Below are 19,878 nucleotides of genomic sequence, written 5' to 3'. Positions count from 1 at the left end.
ATGAATCGCCGGTGGCGACGGAATGGAGACAATCCTACGGAAGAAACCAATGGATGATTAGCCGCCGACAATGCGATAGTTTGTCCCACTGATAGAACAGTCGGATTTTCAACGATGCAAGACCTTAACGATCTCTATTATTTCGCCAAAGTCGTCGAGGCCGGCGGCTTTGCGGCCGCCGGGCGATTGCTGGGCATTCCCAAGTCGCGGCTGTCGCGCCGCATCGCTGAACTCGAAGAACGCCTCGGCGCCCGATTGCTGCAACGTACCACCCGGCAGTTGAATCTCACCGCTGTCGGTGAGCGCTATTTACGCCACTGTCAGGCGATGTTGCTGGAAGCGGAAATGGCTGACGAGGCAGTGGCCAGCATGTCGAGCGAGCCGCGCGGCCGCTTGCGTGTGTCCTGCCCAACGGGCCTGGCGCGGGAAATGTTGCCATGGGTCATCAGCGAATTCCTCGGCAAATTTCCTCAGGTGCAACTGGAAGTCGTCCTGCTCAATCGCCGGGTCGATCTGGTCGCGGAAGGCTTCGACGTTGCCCTGCGCGTGCGTGAGCATGGCGATGAAGATCCGTTGCTGGTGACCCGGCGTCTGCGTCAGGCACAGATGGTGGTGGTGGCCAGTCCGGCGTTTATCCAGGGAGAGTCGATCAGCCATCCGCAGGATCTGAAGAGTCTGCCGGTGCTTGGCGCTCTGGAGGCCGATCGCATGGTTCACGTGCGGTTGTTCGATCAACAGGGCAAGAGCTTCGAGTTAAACATGGAAGCTCGACTGGGCATCGATGACTTTATTGTGCGCAAGGCCTGTGTGCTGGCCGGCCAGGGCTTCACATTGCTGCCGATGATGTACTGCGAGGAGGAACTGCAAAACGGCACACTGGTGCAATTGCTACCCGAGTGGTCGCTACCCGGTGGCTGGTTGCAAGCGGTCTATCCGCATCGTCGCGGTGTGATGCCGGCAGTGCGCGCGTGGATCGATCACTTGGTCGAATCGTTCAATGCCTGTGGGGAGCGTTTGTTATGACAAAGGGAAAGATGAGCGAAGCCGATGTCGCCGCGTTCTGCCTGGCATTGCCCGGTGCGCGCGAAGACTACAAGTGGGGCGGCGTGCGGGTGTTTTCGATTGCCGGCAACAAGATGTTTGCCTTGCAGGGGCTGCGCGGAGATTCGCTGGCGTTCAAGGTCGACAAGGATCTGTTTCTCGGCCATTGCGACCGCCCGGGCATTCACCCGGCGCCGTATCTGGCGCGGGCGCAGTGGATCATCATGCACCCGCCCTACCCGCTGGGCGCCGAGGAGTTGCAGGCGTTGCTGCAACGCTCGCATCAGTTGGTAGTGGGCAAGTTGCCCAAGAAAACCCAGATTGGCCTACTTCTGTAACTCACTCCCTGTAGGAGCTGCCGAAGGCTGCGATCTTTTGACTTTGATCTTCAAAAACAAAATCAAAAGATCGCAGCCTTCGGCAGCTCCTACGCGGGGATCTTTGTCAAAACAGGGATAACAGGTTCGAACCAAGGAAGATCTGATCAATCCAGAACACCTGGTGCAACACGACGATCACCCAGAACAGCACCTGAAACGACACCTTGCGCGTCTTGTGCCGGAACACTTGTTGGGCGACCAGTGCGCCCGGCCACCCCCCGGCCAGTTCCACTGCGTGGAGGATGTTTTCCGGCGTGCGCCACGCATCGGCGCGAGCCTTGCGCTTGTCGGCCCAGTACATGAAGAACGCCAGCACGCTGACGACGCCATACGCCGCTAGCGGGACCAGCGAGATCCCGCGCAACCACATCGACAGCGATCCGAACAGCGGCAGCGCGCAGACGATCAGCAGCACCAGCAGTTTCAGTTTCAGGTTCTGAATACTGCCACCGGACGGACGACCTTCAGGGCGGCGTGCGCGGGAATCATTCATGGTTTGGCCGCCGACCAGTCCACCCAGCCAAACTGCCACGTCGCCAGAATGACCAGACCGAACACGATCCGGTACCAGGCAAATGCCGCATAGCTGTGGCTGCCGATGAACTTGAGCAACCCGCGCACGGCGATCATGGCAAAGATGAACGCAGTGACGAACCCGATGGCAAACACCGGGAAGTCCGCCGGCACAAACAGATCGCGGTACTTGTAGCCCGAGTAAACCGCAGCACCGACCATGGTCGGCATGGCGAGGAAGAACGAAAACTCGGTGGCGGTCTTGCGCGACAGGCCGAACAGCAGGCCGCCGATGATTGTCGAGCCGGAACGCGACGTGCCGGGAATCATCGCCAGACACTGGGCGAAACCGATTTTCAGCGCGTCGGTCCAGCGAATCTCTTCGACCGTTTCCGCGTGCACCTCATGCTGACGCTGCTCAGCCCACAACATGACGATGCCACCCACCACCAGCGCAGCAGCGACGGTGATCGGGTTGAACAGGTACTCGTGGATCAGATCGGCAAAGATCACGCCCAGCACCACGGCGGGCAGAAAAGCGATCAGCAGGTTGGCGGTGAAACGCCGCGCGCTCGGCTGTGTTGGCAAGCCAACCACCACATCGAGAATCTTGCGTCGAAACTCCCAGACCACCGCGAGGATTGCACCGAGCTGAATAATGATGTTGAACGCCATAGCCCTCTCGCCGCCGAAGTCGAGCAAGTCGGCAACGATAATCTGGTGTCCGGTACTGGAAATGGGCAAAAACTCCGTCAGCCCCTCTACAACTCCTAGTATCAGTGCCTGCAAGGCGGTCCAAAGATCCATCAATCCCCCAAAGAGCGATGCACGCCGGCATGCCCCGATAGTTTTTTTACGTTCACTGCGATCAGCGTAGCTGTTTATTGCTGTACCGATTCCGCGCGCACAGGATCCACACGAAAGGGTCAAAATTCCGTGAAATATCAACTTCGATTCAGGTTTTCACGCGCGGGGCCGAAATCCTAACAGACAAGCCTTAATAGCGCTGCCGCGTTATACGACTTGGGTCGCGTATGCCCGCCCACGAAATCGTGGTTGGATGCTGGCGGTCGTTTATTACAAGAAAAAGAATCCGGAGTGACAGCGTTATGAACAGCTTGCGCAGTGTGTCGATCAGCCGACGCTTGTGGCTCATCTTGATTGTGGCGGTGGTCATGTTGCTGACCTTGGGCGTGTTGATGCTCAAGCAGATTCACGATGACCTTTATTACGCCAAGGCCCAGAAAACCCAGCATGTGGTGCAGACCGCCAGTGGCTTGCTGACTTACTACCACGATCTGGAAACCGCTGGCACCCTGACCAAGGAAGCCGCGCAGAAACAGGCACTCACCGCGATCCGGGGCCTGCGCTACGACCAGAGCGACTATTTCTGGATCAACGACCTCACGCCCGTGATGGTCATGCACCCGACCAACCCCAAACTCGAAGGCCAGAACCTCTCGGCGATCCGCGATCCGGACGGTTTTGCGGTATTCAACGAGATGGTTGCCATTGCTAGATCCAAAGGCGCCGGCATGGTCGATTACCGGTGGCCGAAACCGGGCGCCAGTGAGCCGGTGGCCAAGACCTCCTACGTCAAGCTGTTTGAGCCATGGGGCTGGGTGCTCGGCTCCGGGGTTTACGTCGACGATGTGCAGGCCGAATTCCAGGGGCAGGTGATCAAGGCCACAGTCATCGGTCTAGCGATTGCCCTGATCATGGCATTGCTGGTAATCCTGATAGCGCGCAGCATCGTGCGCCCGCTGCAGGAAACCGTGAACGCCATGGCCAATATCGCCAGTGGCGAAAGTGATCTGACCCGCAGCCTCGATACCCACGGCAAGGATGAAGTCACGGAGCTCGCGCATCACTTCAACGCCTTCACCGCCAAATTGCGCGGCGTGATTGGTGAATTGCAGGTGTCGGCCAGTGCGCTGGGCCAGTCATCCAGCGAACTGGGCAATGATGCCTCCCAGGCTCAGCAACGCAGCCAGCAGCAGTCGCAGCAGATGGAACTGGTGGCCACCGCAATCAACGAGGTGACCTATGGCGTGCAGGATGTGGCGAAAAACGCCGAACATGCGGCCACTGAAATGCGCGACGCCGAGGCGCAGGCGCAACAGGGCCAGATCAACATCGACGGCAGCCTGCAACAGATCGACAAGCTGTCCGGCACCATTGATCAGGCCGTGGAAGTGATTCGTACCCTCGCTGCCGAAAGCACCCAGATCGGCAGTGTGCTGGAAGTGATTCGCTCGATTGCCGAGCAGACCAATCTGCTGGCGCTCAACGCGGCCATTGAAGCAGCACGGGCTGGCGAACAGGGCCGAGGGTTTGCCGTGGTCGCGGATGAAGTGCGCTTGCTGGCACAGCGTACACAGAAGTCGACGGCGGAAATCCAGTCGATGATCGAGCGCCTGCAAAACCACTCCGAGGCGGCGGTCAAGGTGATTGGCGACAGCAGCAAAGCTTCGCAATTGACCATTGAACAGGCCGGACTGGCAGGCGCGAGCCTGAACGCCATCGGCCAGGCACTGCGCAACCTCAATGGCCTGAATGCGTCAATTGCCAGTGCCACCCTGCAACAGGCGCATGTGGTCGAGGACATCAATCAGAACGTCACGCAAGCGGCGGGTTTGTCTCACAGCACGGCGCTGGCCGCGGAGCAGTCGAGTGTCGCCAGTGTTCGGCTCGGCCAATTGAGCGAACAGTTAAACAACCTCCTGCGCCAGTTCCGCGTTTAGCTCCATTCCTGTGTAGGAGTGAGCCTGCTCGCGATAGCGCCGTGTCAGTCAATTTTTATTTTGCTGACACAACGCTTTCGCGAGCAGGCTCACTCCCACAGGTTTTCTCGGTACAATCCGCCCCCGTCTTCAACTCCCCCAAGGAACCCCCATGTCCGGGCTTGAACTGTTTGCCGCCGCTCTCGGTGTGATCGCCGTGTGGCTGACGGTCAAACAGAATCCGTGGTGTTGGCCGATCGGTCTGGTCATGGTGTTGCTCTATAGCTGGATCTTCTTTGAAGTGAAGCTGTATTCGGACATGTTGCTGCAAGTGATCTACGCCGCGCTGCAACTCTACGGCTGGTGGCAATGGACGCGTGCGGGGACGATGCATGACGGGCGGGAGGTGACGCGCCTGGATACCCGTTCGGTGTTGCTGGGCCTGAGTGTTGGCGCTGTCGGCAGCCTCCTGCTCGGGGCTGCCATGGCTCACTGGACTGACGCCGCGCAACCATGGCTGGACGCCGCACTCACCGGTTTCAGTCTGGTCGCACAGTTATGGATGGCACAAAAACGCCTGCAATGCTGGGCGCTGTGGTTTGTGCTTGATGTGATTTTTGTTGGCTTATTCCTCTACAAAGGGCTTTACCTGACCGCCGCCCTGTATGCACTGTTTACGCTGATTGCGATTCAGGGCTGGCGCGAATGGCGCGCCGATCCGGCGTTGCGCACATGAAGGTCGTGGTACTGACCGGGCCCGAATCCACTGGCAAGAGCTGGCTGGCGGCAGGCCTTCAGCAACGGTTCGGCGGTTTACGGGTGGACGAGTATGTACGCTGGTTCATCGAGCAGAATCCCCGCGATACCTGCCTGGCGGACATTCCCGAGATCGCGCGTGGCCAACTGCAATGGGAAGATCAGGCACGGGCGCAGCAGCCGTCGCTGCTGATTCTCGACACCCACCTGCTGAGCAACATCCTCTGGAGCCAAACCCTGTTTGGCGACTGCCCGGCGTGGCTTGAGCCGCAGTTACTGGCGCGGCATTACGATCTGCATCTTTTGCTGTCCCCGGAGCAGATCGACTGGATCGATGACGGCCAGCGCTGCCAACCGGATCTGGATGAGCGCCTTGGGTTCTATCGAGCCACTCGCGACTGGCTGGAGCAACATCGACAGCCGTTCCAGATCATTCAAGGCGACTGGTCCGAGCGTCAGACGCAAGCCTTCGCCGCTGTGGCGACTTTGCTGGCCGAGTGAGCGCATTGCGGGTCAACTTCCCCACTGTTTCCCCCTGAATCGGGGCAAAAGTGTCCATTCCTGAAACACGTGCCTGAGTGCAAAGTGCCCGTTTCAACGGCATTCATCGCTTTGTCACACAGGTTGTAACGCCGTTGAAACACCCCGCCGCCAACCCTTGCTCCAGAGCGTTGTTCAGCCAATCAACCGATCGGCGACCCTGTACGTGTTTCAACGATGAAACAGCTTGCGTACCAGACTTGCCCGTCTTCGAATTAACTCATTGATATTCAACAACAATCAAAAAGCGGCACAGCTTTCGCTCTCTCCTTCCCAACGCTGACAAGGGCAGCCCACTGAAGAAGGAATTACAGCCGTGGGGAATTTCAATAAAGGCTTGACCTGCCTCCTGCTGATCGGATCTGCAGCCAGCACATTCATCAGTTTCAACGTTCAGGCCGAAGGCAATGGCGTGATCGTGCTCAATCGCGATGTTCAGCCGATCCCTATCGGTCGCAGCGGCGGTAAAGACCCTTACCCGACCACGGTCAATGCCAACCCTTCCGCTCGCATTAACCAGGCGATGGGCAGCACCGAGCTCAATGACGGTGAATTTGCCAGTGTTGCCAGTGGCTCTTCGATTCGCGGCAACATCACCACCCCGACGGCGAACATGCCTGGCATGAACACCCTGACCAATCCCAATGGCCTGCCCGGCATGAACGGCGGTCACGGCGGCGGTGCTGGCAGTTCAATCTCCAACACGGTCAATCGCGCAATGAGCTCCGGCCTTGCTCCGCTGACTCGCATGGCTGGAGGCCAATAAGATGAATCGCACCCTTGTGCTACTCGCCCTTCTCGGCTGCACCAACGCGATGGCCGATCCCAACTCGGTTAACAACGCGAACATTCAGGACTCCGGCATCCAGTACCGCGGCAACCACAACGTCAACCAGGCCGCCGGCGACCAGATGCAACAGACCAACACCAAGGCCATCGCCATCGGCACTTCCGCCAGCGCCACGACCAACATCAGGCAGCGGATCGATACACCGGCCAATCCCTCGACGAATGCCAGCGCAACCATTGGCGGCAACTCTTTCAGTAACGGCAACGGGATCCTGGGCGTAAACCAGGGTGCCGGGGCCAACAACCAGATGGCCAACGTGACGCGCGTCAGCATCAGTGCTGCCCCGCAGGCCGTTGACGATAGCGCCCTTTCGCAACAGAACGTGGCGTTGTTACCGAGCTCAGGAGCAACTGGTACCTCAATCGGCAGCCGCCAGGTCACGACAAGTGATCAGGCCTTCACCGGCAGCCGCGGGGTAATCCAGGTGAACCAGAGTGCCGGGGTGGGGAACCGCATGGCTAACACCCTGAGCATCCGGGTCGCAGACTGACCCAAATAAAAAGCAGTGCAATTAGAAAAGTACCAACACTTAACCAACTAATAAGCACGGAGAAACACCATGAAACCTACAATGGCTCTCAAACCACTGGTTTTCGCACTTGCAGCAGTGATGGCAATCGCAGCACAGGCAGGCGGTCGTGATGATGATCACGGTCATGGTAACGGGCACGGCAACGGGCATGGCAACAACCAGCCTAAAGGCCCATCCCTGGAACAACTGCTGCAAATCACCGCCGGCGCCGGCGCCGCTGTTCTTGATGCACAAGACAGCGACGGCAACGTGGTGAAAAATCAGGGCACTCTGAACAACGCAAACGCCAGTGACTCGCTCAATGGCTCTAACGGCAACATGGGCGCCAACGTTGCAGCCGGCGACGGGAACCAGCAGGACAACGCTGCTGCACTGGCCACTGCTGATGAAAGCTTCATCTTCGGTACTGCTGTTGCTGCCTCGAGCGCGACTCAAGTCAACAACAACAACTATGTGAAAAACTCGTCTACCTTCAACAACGCCACCCTCAACAACGCAGGCAACAATGGTTCCGGCAACATCGGCATCAACGTGTCTGCCGGCAACTTCAACCAGCAGAAAAACAACCTGGCGATCGCTGTATCCGGCGGCCGTGTAGCAACTGCCGCTGCTGCTGCCAATCAGTCCTCCACTGGCCTGGTTGTAGAAAACAAAGGCGTACAGGCCTACAAAACCGACACCCTTACCGGCACCTACGCGGCCGCTGGCGTGTTCAAGGCCAAAGGCACTGCAACCATCGAAGACGACAACCATGGCGGTTGGGGCAACCGTGGCGGCGGTCACGGTGGCAACGATGACCAGAAAGCCAAGTTCGAAGCCGTGGGTACCTTTGGCCTCGCTGGCGTGACCACCCAACAAGTGCTGACCAAAGATGGCTGGAAAGCACCTGTCGTCAACAATGCCAACATGACCAACTCGATGAACAACTTCTCCGGCAACGGCGGAGCCAACGTCTCGGCGGGTGTGGGCAACCAACAAAGCAACTCGCTGTCCATCGCTGCCGGCTGCAAAGCCTGCATGTAATCGCGATCGAAACGAAAGCCCCGGAAACGGGGCTTTTCCTCAGTCCGCAAAGGCGTATCGATCATGCGTAAGACGGCCCTTCTCGCTCTGCTTTGCCTGTCCGGCCTGACTCAGGCTGCCCAGATGCCGGTGGCCGCCCTGCCGGGTGGCGTGCTGGTCTACAAGGACGTGCAAAGCATTCGTGAGCGCAAGTTTGCCGACATCGTCGAACAGAAAACCGATTTCAGCTGCGGTGCTGCCGCACTGGCCACGGTGTTACGCCAGGCCTATTGGCTCGACGTCGATGAGGAGCACATCATCAAAGGCATGCTGGTCAACGCTGACCAGGACCTTGTTCGTACTCAGGGTTTCTCCATGCTCGACATGAAGCGCTACATAGAAAGCATCGGCATGCGCGCCAGAGGCTACAAGATTCCATCGGAGAAACTCGAAGCAGTGACGATTCCGGTGGTGGTACTGATGGAAATTCGCGGCTACAAGCATTTTGTGGTGTTGCAGCGTTCGGACAAGGATTGGGTTTACATCGGAGACCCGGTTCTAGGGCACAAACGCTACAGCCATGATGACTTTGTCAAAGGTTGGAACGGCATTGTCTTTGCCATCGTTGGTCCCGGATACGACAAGGCCAATGCCTTGCGCAGCCCGCCTACACCGCTGACGGCCAAGAACAAGCTGGATGGCTTCAACCCGGTCAAAGATGCTGAATTGATGGACTTCGGGTTCATACAGAGCGACTTCTTTTAATCGCCGATTATAGAGAATGGGACTGGATGTCCCGGGAGCAGCAAATGAAAACCTCATACTGGCTGGCCGCCGCCTGCCTGGCAGCGAGTGCGTCAGGCTATGCCAATGCAGGATTCAAACCTATAGAAATAAAGGACCAGGAGCTCGCCGAGCTACGCGGTCGTTATGTCATGCCGGGGCGGATCATCAGCTTCGGCATTGTCATGAGCAGTACCTGGCGCAACGCCAGTGGTGATTTGATCGGCGCAGCGACCTCGATGCAACTTCAGGCCGCAACGGTCAAACCAGAATTCTATGTCCAGACGATCAAGGAACATGGCAACGGCAATGCCCTCGCGGCGGGTACCGGCACGATTACTGGTGGCGCCGGCCTCAACAGCAGCCAGGGCGTGACACAAAGCGTGCGGGCCGCTGGCGACAGCAACACGGCTTACAACAACGTCGCGATCAATGTCTCCGAAGCCAAACAGGCACCGGCGATAACGCCCGCTCAGGGTCAAGCCTTGATGGCCGGACAAACCATCGGTGGCAGTAACGCCGCCGGCAGCGTGGCGGTTTCGGCCACCGGCAGTGGTGTTCAAATGGCGATTCAGGCGTCCGGCAATCAGGGCACCTCACTGCAACAGGTCGCACAGGGTGGCTTGCTACAAAACACTCGACTGCTCGGCAGTGCCAATGTGGTCAACAACATGACCCAACTCAACGTGGTACTGAACAATAACGGCATGAGCGCCGGCGCACTGGACTGCAACCTGACTCAGCTCAGGGCACTACGCAACATTGGATATTGAACTACGCTGAGTCTCGATCATTGGGCTTAAAGGGACGGCTTATTCATGTATCGATCAGTATCACTGCGCGCCGCTGTATGTTTGAGCACTCTTCTACCGGCGGCGATGCTGCAAGCTGCACCTAACGCCGACGTAGAAGCACTGAAACAGGAACTTCTGGAGCTGAAGCAACGATACGAAGTACAACAAAAAGCCTTGGCGGTACTTGAGCAACGAGTTCGCCAGGTCGAAGATCAACCCGCCGCCCCGCCACCCAAACGCCTGGCCAAGTCACCGTCCGACATGAAAGGCAACCCGAAAGTGGCCACGGGTACCGGGGCCGCAGCCGCGTCGGGGGGCGCAGCCGGGGGCAGTGGCGCTTCCTACGGGCAATCGCTGGCCGATGATTCGCAACCGGCGCAAAGTGTCTCCAACCTGTATGACGAGGCCAGTGGCTTCTTTGGTGGCGGCAAATTCAGCGTTGAAACCGGCATCACTTATTCGCGCTATGACACCCGCCAGTTGATTCTCAACGGCTTCCTGGCGCTGGATTCGATCTTCCTCGGCAATATCAACCTGGACCGAATCAAGGCGGACACCTGGACGCTGGATCTCACCGGCCGCTATAACTTCGACAACCGCTGGCAATTCGACTTGAACGTGCCGGTGGTCTACCGCAGTTCGACCTATCAGTCCGGCGGCGGCAATGGCGGCGCTTCCAACGTCACCACCGAACAGGACGTCGACCGCGATCCAACCATCGGTGACGTGAACTTCGGTATCGCCTACAAGTTCCTCGACGAGTCGGTCAATACCCCGGACGCCGTGGTGACCTTGCGCGTCAAGGCACCTACTGGCAAGGACCCGTTCGGCATCAAGCTGCGCCAGACCGACGCCAACTCCAACCTGTTCGTGCCTGACACCCTGCCCACCGGCAACGGCGTCTGGTCGGTCACCCCCGGCATCTCGCTGGTCAAGACGTTCGACCCTGCGGTGCTGTTCGGTAGCCTGTCCTACACCCACAACCTTGAGGAATCGTTCGACGACATCAGCTCCACCGTCAACCAGAAAAACCCGGGCAAGGTGAAGATCGGCGACAGCTTCCAGATCGGTGCCGGTATTGCCTTTGCGCTGAACGAGAAGATGAGTATGTCGTTCTCGATGTCTGACCTGGTACAGCGCAAAAGCAAGCTGAAACAGGATGGCGGAGATTGGCAATCGGTGGTGTCCAGTGATGCCAACGCCGGTTACTTCAACGTCGGCATGACCATTGCGGCCACCGACAACCTGACCATCGTGCCCAACTTGTCCATCGGCTTGACGGACGATGCCCCGGACTTTTCCTTCAGCCTGAAATTCCCTTACTACTTCTAAGCGCCAGGACATGAAAAAGGCCCGCTGCGATCATCTCGCAGCGGGCCTTTTCCATGCTCCCGCCCTAGCGGATCTGGTGCTTGTGCAGCAAACGGTAAAACGTCGGACGGGAAACGCCGAGCACTTTGGCCGCAACGCTGAGGTTGTCACTGTGCCGGTTCAACACATCGCAAAGCGCCTGGCGTTCGGCGCGCGTCTTGTAGTCCTCAAGCGTACCCATGGGCGTGGCGATCGAGTGCTGGCTGATCAGCCCCAGATCACGTGCTTCGATCTGCCGTCCTTCAGCCAGGACCAAGCCGCGACGCACGCGGTTGGCCAGTTCACGCACATTGCCCGGCCAGTCATGTTTGCCCATCGCAATCAGCGCATCTTCACTGAAACTGCGTGGCCGGCGTCCTGTTTCGTGGCTATAGAAGTGGGAAAAGTGGTTGGCCAGCATCGACAGATCGCCGTGGCGCTCGCGCAGCGGTGCGGTGACCACTTGCAGAACGTTTAGCCGGTAATACAGATCTTCCCGAAAGCGTTTCTTCTCGATCGCCGCTTCGAGGTCGACGTGGGTCGCCGCCAGAACGCGGACATCGACAGGGATCGGTTGACTGCCACCGACCCGCTCGATGTGTTTTTCCTGAAGAAAACGCAACAGATTGGCTTGCAGTTCCAGCGGCAGATCACCGATTTCATCGAGAAAGAGTGTGCCTCCGTTGGCCGCTTCGATGCGCCCGACCTTGCGCTGATGAGCGCCGGTAAACGCACCTTTCTCGTGGCCGAACAGCTCGGACTGAATCAGATGCTCGGGAATAGCGCCGCAGTTGATCGCCACGAACGGCTTGCTGTGGCGCTGAGACTGCCGATGCAGCGTGCGCGCGACCAGTTCTTTACCGGTGCCGCTTTCGCCGCGGATCAACACCGGCGATTCGGTGGGCGCCAGTTTGCTCAGCAATTTACGCAGCTCGCGAATCGGTTTGCTGTCGCCCAACAGTTCGTGCTCGGGCTGATCCACATGGATCGTGCCCTGCCCACGCAGGCGCGCCATGCCGAAAGCGCGGCCAAGGGTGACTTGAACCCGCGAGACGTCGAACGGCAAGGTGTGAAAATCGAAAAACCATTCGCAAACGAAGTCACCAACATTCTGCAAACGCAGGACTTCCTGATTGAGCACAGCGATCCATTCAGTGCCGCTGCGGCTGATCAGCTCCTTGACGGCTTCGGGACGTTCCAGGTGAAACGGTTGCAAACGCAGAAGGCCGACGTCACAGGTGCGGTCGGCAGCGTTTTCCAGCGTACAACTGTCAACATCCCATCCCACCGCGCGCAAACCGGGCAATAGTCGGTGACAGTCGTCACACGGATCGACCACCAATAAACGTCGTAACGCAGGCGCTTCACTCATGACTGTTCCTTGGCGTCAAATTATGGGAAATGATTGTAAAAACAGTCATTTGGCAGACCTGGCTGTAACATTAGCAAGATTTTGACAGCGCCTTGTATCAATTGCTTATAGGTGTGCAAGCAAACTCGTTATAAGTGGGTCGGTGGTTAGTTAGCTATCGACTTACTTGCTCTTACAGAGCTTTCACCCGGCTTTCAAAAACTCCCGGACAAGCCGGCAAATGAAAGAAAGTTGAAATTTCTTTGTTTCAGGTGTGACCTGCTCCCCGGTTGAGTGCATCAGTACAAGTAACCAGCCGCACGGTAAGCCCAACCGACGGCACATCATTTGATTGGGCACGACAGAGAGAAGACCCCATGACCGCCCCGCTCCGTATCAACGAAGCTCTTTTGATTGCCAACCACGCGTTCAAACCTTTCCAGTGCGTGGCCTGGGCGCCTCAAGACGGCAATGGCGAACTGAGCCTGACCGTTATCGATCGCACCAACTCCCATATCGGTCGTAAACAGATTCCAAGCAGTGCTTATTCCGATCCGGCACAGCTTGAACAACTTCTGCAGCAAGCCCGCGCCGAACTGAGCGATGAAGGTTACGCGCTGCAGTCATGGTCGATGCCACACTGATAGCCGGGTGATGCGGATGACGCTCGAGTCATCCGCCCTCCTCTTGTTAGTTGCTCTTTCTATTTATTTATCCGCACTTCTGTACAACTTTCCGTAACGGGTCCCAGCCTAATTGCTTGGCAGGCTCGCTATTGGTTCAAAAAGACACTGTTCTGGCACAGTGTGACCCTCCACCTGTTAGTTCTTACAGTTGTACTTCCTCTTGTTCAGGGATTGAATGTTCCGCTCATGCAGTTACCGCCGGTTCCCGGTATTGGTCAACTCGCAAGGAGATGCGTGCATGTCCACTCTGAATGCTGTTGCGCAGCCATTGTTTTCGAACGATGCCGGTCAACTCGACAAGACGTTTGCCGTCAACGGCGCCGCTCAAGTGTATTTTGCGGGTAGTTTGTCCAGCCTGACTCAGGATGTTGCGCTCGATGCGCAGGGCCGGATTCTGGTGGCGGCCAAAGTCGGGGGGGCCGCCGGCAGCCGTTTCGGCCTTGCGCGGCTGCTCGCGGATGGCTCCGCCGATTTGTCCTTCGGCCAACAGGGCAGCGTTATCGACACCTTTGCGCATGGGTTCGAAGCCATGGCCAGCAAAGTGCGGGTACTGCCCGACGGGCGAATCCTGCTGGCTGGCCTGCATTATGAAAACAGCCATCGCACCCTGCCCGCCCTCGCCCTGTTCGATGCGCAAGGCAATCCGGAGCAAATTTTTGGTGACAATGGTCGTCAGGTGGTTCGCCTGCCGGGCGATTTGTCGATGGGCACCCGCGACACCTGGCTACCGCCCGGCGTGCCCGGTGCAGAAGCCTGTGACGTCGCGGTACAGGACGATGGCCACATTCTGCTGATCGCCAACCACCACTTCGAACTGGCAGACCATGCCGGGATATTGATTCGCCTCAGACCCGACGGCGGCGTGGATGAAACCTTCAACGGCCGCGGCTTCGTGATGATCCGTCACTTACTGCTCAATACCTGGCTCAACAGCCTGCTGCTTCAGGAAGACGGGCGAATCGTGGTGGCAGGATCAATCGATTTCCCTCAGCAAGGCCTGTTGGCTCGCTACCTGCCCGACGGGCGGCTTGATGAACGTTTTGCGGTGGATGGCTTCATGGCGTTCACCGCGCACGGTCAAAGTGCCCAGGTCAGTCAGGTTCTTGAGTCCACGGGCTCGCTGCACTGCTTCGGCAGCAGCCGCGACCCGATCCGCTGCGTAGCGTTCAGCCTGCACCCCAATGGCCGTCCCGACTTGCATCGCAACAACGGCCAGCCGCAGCTACTGGAAATCGGCCCCAGCGGCTGCCAGTGGAGCGCCGGCCAACGCATGGCCGACGGTCGCATGATCGCCGTAGGTGCAACGATTGGTGGGATTGAAGCTGATTTCATCGTCGCCCGCTACTGCGCGAATGGCCTTCTGGACCCGAGCTTCGGCCAGGGCTTCGGATGGCAGCGCACACGCCTGGGCCGCAGTCTCGACACCGCCAACTCGCTGGCCTTGCAAACGGACGGCGCAATTGTGGTGGGCGGCTACTCGCTGGATGGCAACTACCGGGCAATGGTTGTGCGGTATCTGAATTCCTGAGGGCTTGATCTTCCTCGACACATCCGGCAACTTGCGCGCTTCTTAAAACAAGGAGCAAGCGATGTCCGGTTCAATGACCCAGGCGTTCGCGCAAAATTTTCTCGGGCATTCGCCACGCTGGTACAAGGCGACCATCGTTGGCTTCCTGATCCTCAATGCGCTCGTGCTGTTTACCGCAGGTCCGGTCGCGGCGGGTTGGCTGCTGGTGATTGAGTTCATCTTCACGCTGGCCATGGCCCTCAAGTGCTATCCGCTGATGCCCGGCGGACTGTTGCTGATCGAAGCCCTGCTGTTGAAGATGACCACGCCGCAGGCACTTTACGATGAACTGGTACACAACTTCCCCGTGATCCTGCTGCTGATGTTCATGGTCGCCGGCATCTATTTCATGAAGGATCTGCTGCTGTTTTTGTTCTCGCGGCTATTGTTGGGCGTGCGTTCGAAAGCGGCACTGGCGCTGATGTTCTGCTTTCTCTCGGCATTTCTGTCGGCATTTCTCGATGCATTGACGGTCACCGCCGTGATCATCAGCGCCGCCGTGGGTTTTTATTCGGTCTACCACCGCGTGGCGTCTGGCAACGATCCGCGCCAGGACAGCGGGTTCAGCGATGACCAACATCTGCCGACCTTGCACCACGAGGATCTGGAAAAGTTTCGCGCGTTCCTGCGTAGCCTGCTGATGCATGGCGCGGTCGGCACGGCGCTCGGTGGTGTATGCACGTTGGTCGGCGAGCCGCAGAACCTGCTGATTGGCCATGAAATGGGCTGGCACTTCGCTGAGTTCTTCCAAAAAGTCGCTCCGGTGTCCTTGCCGGTTCTGGCTGCGGGCCTGGTGACTTGCGTATTGCTGGAGAAACTGCGCTGGTTCGGTTACGGCACGCTGCTGCCGGACAACGTTCGCGCTGTGTTGGCCAATTACGCGGCCGAAGACGACGCCGAGCGCACCTCGCGCCAGCGCGCGGCGCTGCTGGTGCAAGGCGCCGCGGCGTTGATCCTGATCGGTTGTCTGGCCTTTCACATTGCTGAAGTTGGCTTGATCGGTTTGATGGTCATCGTGTTGATCACCGCGTTTACCGGCATCACTGACGAGCACCGTCTCGGTAGCGCATTCAAGGACGCCATGCCGTTCACCGCGTTGCTGGTAGTGTTCTTTGCCGTGGTGGCGGTGATTCATGATCAACAGCTTTTTGCACCGCTGATCGAGTGGGTGCTGGCGCTACCGGTCGATCAGCAACCGGGCATGCTGTTTATTGCCAACGGCCTGCTGTCAGCGATCAGCGACAACGTGTTTGTCGCAACCATCTACATCACCGAAGTGAAACAGGCGTTCCTGGCCGGGCACATGAGCCGCGAGCACTTCGAGACGCTGGCAATTGCGATCAACACCGGTACCAACCTGCCGAGCGTGGCCACACCGAATGGTCAGGCGGCGTTCCTGTTCCTGTTGACCTCGGCCATTGCGCCGCTGGTGCGGTTGTCTTATGGGCGGATGGTGTGGATGGCGTTGCCGTACACGATCGTGATGGGCCTGCTGGGCTGGTACGCCGTTAGCTTCTGGCTGTAACACCACAGAGTAAAATTGCAGGAGTGAGCCTGCTCGCGATGAGGGCGTGTCAAACACCATTTCCTGGTCTGACACACCACCATCGCGAGCAGGCTCACTCCTGCATTTGTTTCTGTGTAAGTCAGCGCGGCAGGATGTATTTTTCGATCGCCTGAGCCACGCCGTCTTCGGTGTTAGAACCGGTGACAACATCCGCTTGACGCCGCACAGCCTCTTCCGCCTGCCCCATGGCAATCGACAGTCCCGCGCAATGGAACATCGCCGGGTCGTTGCCACCATCGCCAATCGCCGCTGTCTGTTCCAACGGAATGCCGAGATGCGCGGCAATGGTTGCCAGCGCCGTGCCCTTGTTGGCCTCCAGCGCCGTGACGTCGAGATACACCGGCTGAGAGCGCGAGACCTGCGCCATGTCGTTGACCTTCGGTAACAGGCGCGCTTCCAGTTCGATCAGAAACTCAGTGTTGTGGCTGGTCGCGACAATCTTGTCGATGCGCTCCAGGTACGGTTCAAAGCTCTCAACCACGACCGGCGGATAGCCAAGACCGTGCTGCTCACGCGACACCATCGGCCCATGCGGGTCTTTGACCAACCAGTCGCCGCCACTGAACACCCACACTTCGACGTCTGGCTGGTCAGCGAACGTCGCCAGAGCAATCAGTGCGGTCGTCGCCGGCAGGTAATGCGCAACCAGCAAGCTGCCGTCCGGATTGACGATGGTGCCGCCATTGAATGCCGCGGTTGGCAGGTCGACGCCCAAGGCTTCAATCTGCTGCAACATCGCTTTGGGCGGGCGCCCGGTGGCGAGGCTGAACAGCACGCCGGCCTCACGCAGCGAATGAACCGCCTCAATCGTGCGTTGGCTCAATGTGTGATCGGGCAGCAACAGAGTGCCGTCCATGTCGCTCAGGAGAAAACGGATCGGTTTACTCATCCGAGGCCGTGCCAGACGCGACCATCGCGAGTCAGCAGATCTTCGGCAGCCTGCGGGCCATCTTGACCGGCAGCGTAAGTTTGAACGCTGGCATCCTGCTGCCACGCATCGAGGAACGGCTGCACCGCACGCCAGCCATTCTCGATGTTGTCGGCGCGCTGAAACAGCGTCTGATCGCCGGTCAGGCAGTCGTAGATCAGCGTTTCGTAACCGGTCGAGGGCTGCATCTCGAAGAAGTCCTTATAAGCGAACCCCAACTCGATGTTGGCCATGTTCAGTGCCGGCCCCGGCCGCTTCGCCAGCAGATCGAACCACATGCCTTCGTTGGGCTGAATCTGGATGCGCAGGTAGGTGGGCTGTAACTCGTCGACTTCGGTATCGCGGAACTGCGCATAGGGCGCCGGTTTGAAGCAGATGACAATCTCGGTGTCACGCACGCTCATGCGTTTGCCGGTACGCAGGTAGAACGGCACGCCGACCCAGCGCCAGTTGTCGATCATCACTTTCAATGCGACGTAGGTTTCAGTGCTGCTGTCGGGCGAAACGTTGGCCTCTTCGCGGTAACCGGGCAGCGCTTTACCGCCGACTTCACCAGCGCTGTACTGGCCGCGTACTGAGTTGGCGCGCGCCTCTTCAACCGTCCATGGGCGAATCGCGCCGACCACTTTGGCCTTCTCGCCACGCACGGCATCAGCGCCGAACGCCGCCGGCGGTTCCATGGCGACCATGGCCAGCAACTGGAACAGGTGATTAGGCACCATGTCACGCAGTGCGCCAGTGTGCTCGTAAAAACTGCCACGGGTTTCTACGCCGACGGTTTCGGCGGCTGTGATTTGTACGTGATCAATGTAATGGTTGTTCCAGAAGGCTTCGAACAGGCTGTTGGAGAACCGGCTGACCAGAATGTTCTGCACGGTTTCCTTGCCCAGGTAATGGTCGATCCGATAGATCTGCTTCTCGGACATCACCTTGAGCAGGCAGGCGTTCAGCGCTTCGGCGGTTTGCAGATCGGAGCCGAACGGCTTCTCGATCACCACCCTTCTGAACGCATCCGGGGTCTCTTCCAGCAGTTTGGCGGCGCCGAGGCGACGCACCACTTCACTGAAGAAACGCGGAGCAGTGGCCAGGTAAAAGACCGCATTGCCGGTGCCGCTGTCGGCGATTTTCGCCGCCAGGGCTGAATAAGTGCTGTCGTCGAGGAAGTCGCCCTGGACGTAGCTGATACCTTTGGCGAGCTTGGCCCACAAGACCGGATCAAGCATCTGATCGCCCTTGCCGACCTTCGCCGCCACTTCGGTACGGATGAAGTCTTCAAGCTTTTGCGCGAAGGCTTCATCGGTAATGGCGTTGTGGTCAACGCCGACGATCCGCAGACCATCGTCAAGCAAGCCGTCGCGACTGAGGTTGTACAGCGCCGGCATCAGCAAGCGCTTGACCAGGTCGCCGTGGGCACCGAACAGAAACAGCGTGGTCGGTGGTGCGGAATCTGCCTTGGATTTTCTGCGGATCGTATGGGTCATTTCTTCGGTGTCTCCACATGGCCGCCGAAGCCGAAGCGCTGGGCCGAAAGAATCTTGTCACCAAAGGTGCCCTGGCCACGCGAGCGATAACGCGAGAACAGCGAGTTCGACAACACCGGCACCGGCACCGCTTGCTCCATGGCCGCCTCAATGGTCCATTGACCTTCGCCGCTGTCAGCCACCGAACCCGAGAAACCGTCGAGTTTCGGGTCGCTGGCCAGCGCGTCTGCAGTCAGGTCGAGCAACCACGAGGAAACTACGCTGCCACGGCGCCAGACTTCGGCAATGTCCGCCACGTTGAGGTCGAAACGCTGATCTTCCGGCAGGCGCTCGCTCGATTTGGTCTTGAGAATATCGAAGCCCTCGGCGAAGGCCGCCATCATGCCGTACTCGATGCCGTTGTGGATCATCTTGACGAAGTGCCCGGCACCGGCAGGACCGGCGTGGATGTAGCCGTGCTCGGCACGGTGGTCATCGGACTTGCGATCCCTGGTGCGCGGAATGTCGCCCATACCCGGGGCCAGAGCGGCGAACAGCGGGTCGAGACGCTGCACGGTTTCGGCGTCACCACCGATCATCATGCAGTAGCCGCGTTCCAGGCCCCAGACGCCACCGGAGGTGCCGACGTCGATGTAGTGCAAGCCCTTCTCGGCCAGGGTCTTGGCGCGGCGAATGTCATCCTTATAGTTGGTGTTGCCGCCGTCGATGATGGTATCGCCGGCTTCAAGCAGGTTGCTCAGGGTTTCGATGGTGTCTTCGGTCGGTGCGCCGGCCGGCAGCATGACCCAAACCGCGCGCGGCTTGTCCAGGCCGGCAACCAGCGCCGGCAAATCGGCAACGCCGGTAGAGCCCTCGGCGACCAGGTTATCGATGAAAGCGGTATTGCGGTCGTAAACAACGGTGGTGTGACCGTTGAGCATCAGGCGCCGCGCAATGTTACCGCCCATGCGGCCCAGTCCAATAATCCCGAGTTGCATGTGCTGATGCTCCTTACTACAAATAAATGTGTGTCAAAGGTTATAGCCCAACGCGAC

Annotated in this window: 20 protein-coding genes; 14 read left to right on the top strand and 6 right to left on the bottom strand. The window is 58.7% G+C overall.

Going from position 1 to position 19,878, the window contains the following annotated elements:
• The first annotated feature begins 114 nt into the window (after window positions 1-114).
• The gene (locus tag PSH79_RS13220) at window positions 115-1,023 is read left to right on the top strand and encodes a LysR substrate-binding domain-containing protein (protein ID WP_305443563.1); all 909 of its coding nucleotides are present in this window, start codon (window positions 115-117) and stop codon (window positions 1,021-1,023) included.
• Window positions 1,020-1,379 (top strand): MmcQ/YjbR family DNA-binding protein, encoded by a 360-nt coding sequence (locus tag PSH79_RS13215; protein ID WP_305443562.1) that lies wholly within the window; start codon window positions 1,020-1,022, stop codon window positions 1,377-1,379. The genes PSH79_RS13220 and PSH79_RS13215 overlap by 4 nt, the downstream gene beginning before the upstream one ends.
• Window positions 1,380-1,485: 106 nt before the next feature.
• Here PSH79_RS13215 and PSH79_RS13210 read toward each other — a convergent pair whose 3' ends face one another.
• Window positions 1,486-1,914 carry a DUF1294 domain-containing protein gene (locus PSH79_RS13210; RefSeq protein ID WP_305443561.1) on the bottom strand — a complete coding sequence of 143 codons (429 nt, stop codon included), beginning with the start codon at window positions 1,912-1,914 and terminating at the stop codon, window positions 1,486-1,488.
• Window positions 1,911-2,741 (bottom strand): undecaprenyl-diphosphate phosphatase, encoded by an 831-nt coding sequence (locus tag PSH79_RS13205; RefSeq protein ID WP_305443559.1) that lies wholly within the window; start codon window positions 2,739-2,741, stop codon window positions 1,911-1,913. Before PSH79_RS13205 ends, PSH79_RS13210 begins: the two co-directional genes overlap by 4 nt.
• 302 nt (window positions 2,742-3,043) lie before the next feature.
• On the opposite strand from PSH79_RS13205, the gene PSH79_RS13200 reads away from it, so the two are divergent.
• From PSH79_RS13200 to PSH79_RS13160, 9 genes are all read left to right on the top strand, one after another.
• The gene (locus tag PSH79_RS13200) at window positions 3,044-4,678 is read left to right on the top strand and encodes a methyl-accepting chemotaxis protein (RefSeq protein WP_305443557.1); all 1,635 of its coding nucleotides are present in this window, start codon (window positions 3,044-3,046) and stop codon (window positions 4,676-4,678) included.
• A gap of 151 nt (window positions 4,679-4,829) precedes the next feature.
• Complete coding sequence (gene pnuC / locus PSH79_RS13195; RefSeq protein ID WP_305443555.1) at window positions 4,830-5,393, top strand: nicotinamide riboside transporter PnuC; 564 nt, start codon at window positions 4,830-4,832, stop codon at window positions 5,391-5,393.
• Window positions 5,390-5,914, top strand: a complete 525-nt coding sequence (locus tag PSH79_RS13190) for an AAA family ATPase (RefSeq protein ID WP_305443553.1) — start codon at window positions 5,390-5,392, stop codon at window positions 5,912-5,914. The genes pnuC and PSH79_RS13190 overlap by 4 nt, the downstream gene beginning before the upstream one ends.
• Window positions 5,915-6,269: 355 nt before the next feature.
• A complete protein-coding gene (locus tag PSH79_RS13185) occupies window positions 6,270-6,719 on the top strand; it encodes a hypothetical protein (RefSeq protein WP_305443551.1) in 450 nt (149 codons plus the stop codon).
• 1 nt (window position 6,720) lies between these two features.
• The gene (locus PSH79_RS13180; RefSeq protein ID WP_305443549.1) at window positions 6,721-7,293 is read left to right on the top strand and encodes an adhesin; all 573 of its coding nucleotides are present in this window, start codon (window positions 6,721-6,723) and stop codon (window positions 7,291-7,293) included.
• A gap of 69 nt (window positions 7,294-7,362) precedes the next feature.
• Window positions 7,363-8,358: a heme utilization protein gene (locus tag PSH79_RS13175; RefSeq protein ID WP_305443547.1), complete on the top strand. Its 996-nt coding sequence runs from the start codon at window positions 7,363-7,365 to the stop codon at window positions 8,356-8,358.
• A 63-nt stretch (window positions 8,359-8,421) separates the two neighbouring features.
• Window positions 8,422-9,102 (top strand): C39 family peptidase, encoded by a 681-nt coding sequence (locus PSH79_RS13170; RefSeq protein ID WP_305443545.1) that lies wholly within the window; start codon window positions 8,422-8,424, stop codon window positions 9,100-9,102.
• 44 nt (window positions 9,103-9,146) lie between these two features.
• Window positions 9,147-9,893, top strand: coding sequence for a hypothetical protein (locus PSH79_RS13165; protein ID WP_305443543.1), 747 nt, complete (start codon window positions 9,147-9,149; stop codon window positions 9,891-9,893).
• Between the two features lie 45 nt (window positions 9,894-9,938).
• Window positions 9,939-11,246, top strand: a complete 1,308-nt coding sequence (locus tag PSH79_RS13160; protein WP_305443541.1) for a hypothetical protein — start codon at window positions 9,939-9,941, stop codon at window positions 11,244-11,246.
• 64 nt (window positions 11,247-11,310) lie between these two features.
• On the opposite strand, the gene PSH79_RS13155 is transcribed toward PSH79_RS13160, so the two are convergent.
• Complete coding sequence (locus tag PSH79_RS13155) at window positions 11,311-12,636, bottom strand: sigma-54 dependent transcriptional regulator (RefSeq protein ID WP_187678367.1); 1,326 nt, start codon at window positions 12,634-12,636, stop codon at window positions 11,311-11,313.
• Between the two features lie 356 nt (window positions 12,637-12,992).
• On the opposite strand from PSH79_RS13155, the gene PSH79_RS13150 reads away from it, so the two are divergent.
• The 3 genes from PSH79_RS13150 (at window position 12,993) to nhaB (ending at window position 16,393) form a co-directional block, all read left to right on the top strand.
• Entirely contained in the window at window positions 12,993-13,259 is a 267-nt protein-coding gene (locus PSH79_RS13150) for a hypothetical protein (RefSeq protein ID WP_305443539.1), read from the top strand.
• Window positions 13,260-13,539: 280 nt separating this feature from the next.
• Window positions 13,540-14,829: a delta-60 repeat domain-containing protein gene (locus tag PSH79_RS13145; protein ID WP_305443537.1), complete on the top strand. Its 1,290-nt coding sequence runs from the start codon at window positions 13,540-13,542 to the stop codon at window positions 14,827-14,829.
• Window positions 14,830-14,890: 61 nt separating this feature from the next.
• Complete coding sequence (gene nhaB, locus PSH79_RS13140) at window positions 14,891-16,393, top strand: sodium/proton antiporter NhaB (protein ID WP_305443535.1); 1,503 nt, start codon at window positions 14,891-14,893, stop codon at window positions 16,391-16,393.
• A 121-nt stretch (window positions 16,394-16,514) separates the two neighbouring features.
• Here the strand turns inward: nhaB and PSH79_RS13135 are convergent, their stop codons facing one another.
• From PSH79_RS13135 to gnd, 3 genes are read right to left on the bottom strand one after another with little or no spacing between them, the layout of a single operon-like run.
• On the bottom strand, window positions 16,515-17,324 hold the full coding sequence (locus tag PSH79_RS13135) for an HAD family hydrolase (protein ID WP_305443532.1): 810 nt from the start codon (window positions 17,322-17,324) through the stop codon (window positions 16,515-16,517).
• A complete protein-coding gene (gene zwf / locus PSH79_RS13130) occupies window positions 17,321-18,844 on the bottom strand; it encodes a glucose-6-phosphate dehydrogenase (RefSeq protein ID WP_305443530.1) in 1,524 nt (507 codons plus the stop codon). The genes PSH79_RS13135 and zwf overlap by 4 nt, the downstream gene beginning before the upstream one ends.
• Complete coding sequence (gene gnd / locus PSH79_RS13125) at window positions 18,841-19,821, bottom strand: phosphogluconate dehydrogenase (NAD(+)-dependent, decarboxylating) (protein WP_305443529.1); 981 nt, start codon at window positions 19,819-19,821, stop codon at window positions 18,841-18,843. Before gnd ends, zwf begins: the two co-directional genes overlap by 4 nt.
• Window positions 19,822-19,878 lie beyond the last annotated feature (57 nt).

The organism is Pseudomonas sp. FP2196, from assembly GCF_030687715.1.
GTDB lineage: Bacteria > Pseudomonadota > Gammaproteobacteria > Pseudomonadales > Pseudomonadaceae > Aquipseudomonas.
The sequence above is the reverse complement of the archived record's forward strand: the minus strand, read 5'-3'. Positions and strand labels throughout refer to the sequence as shown.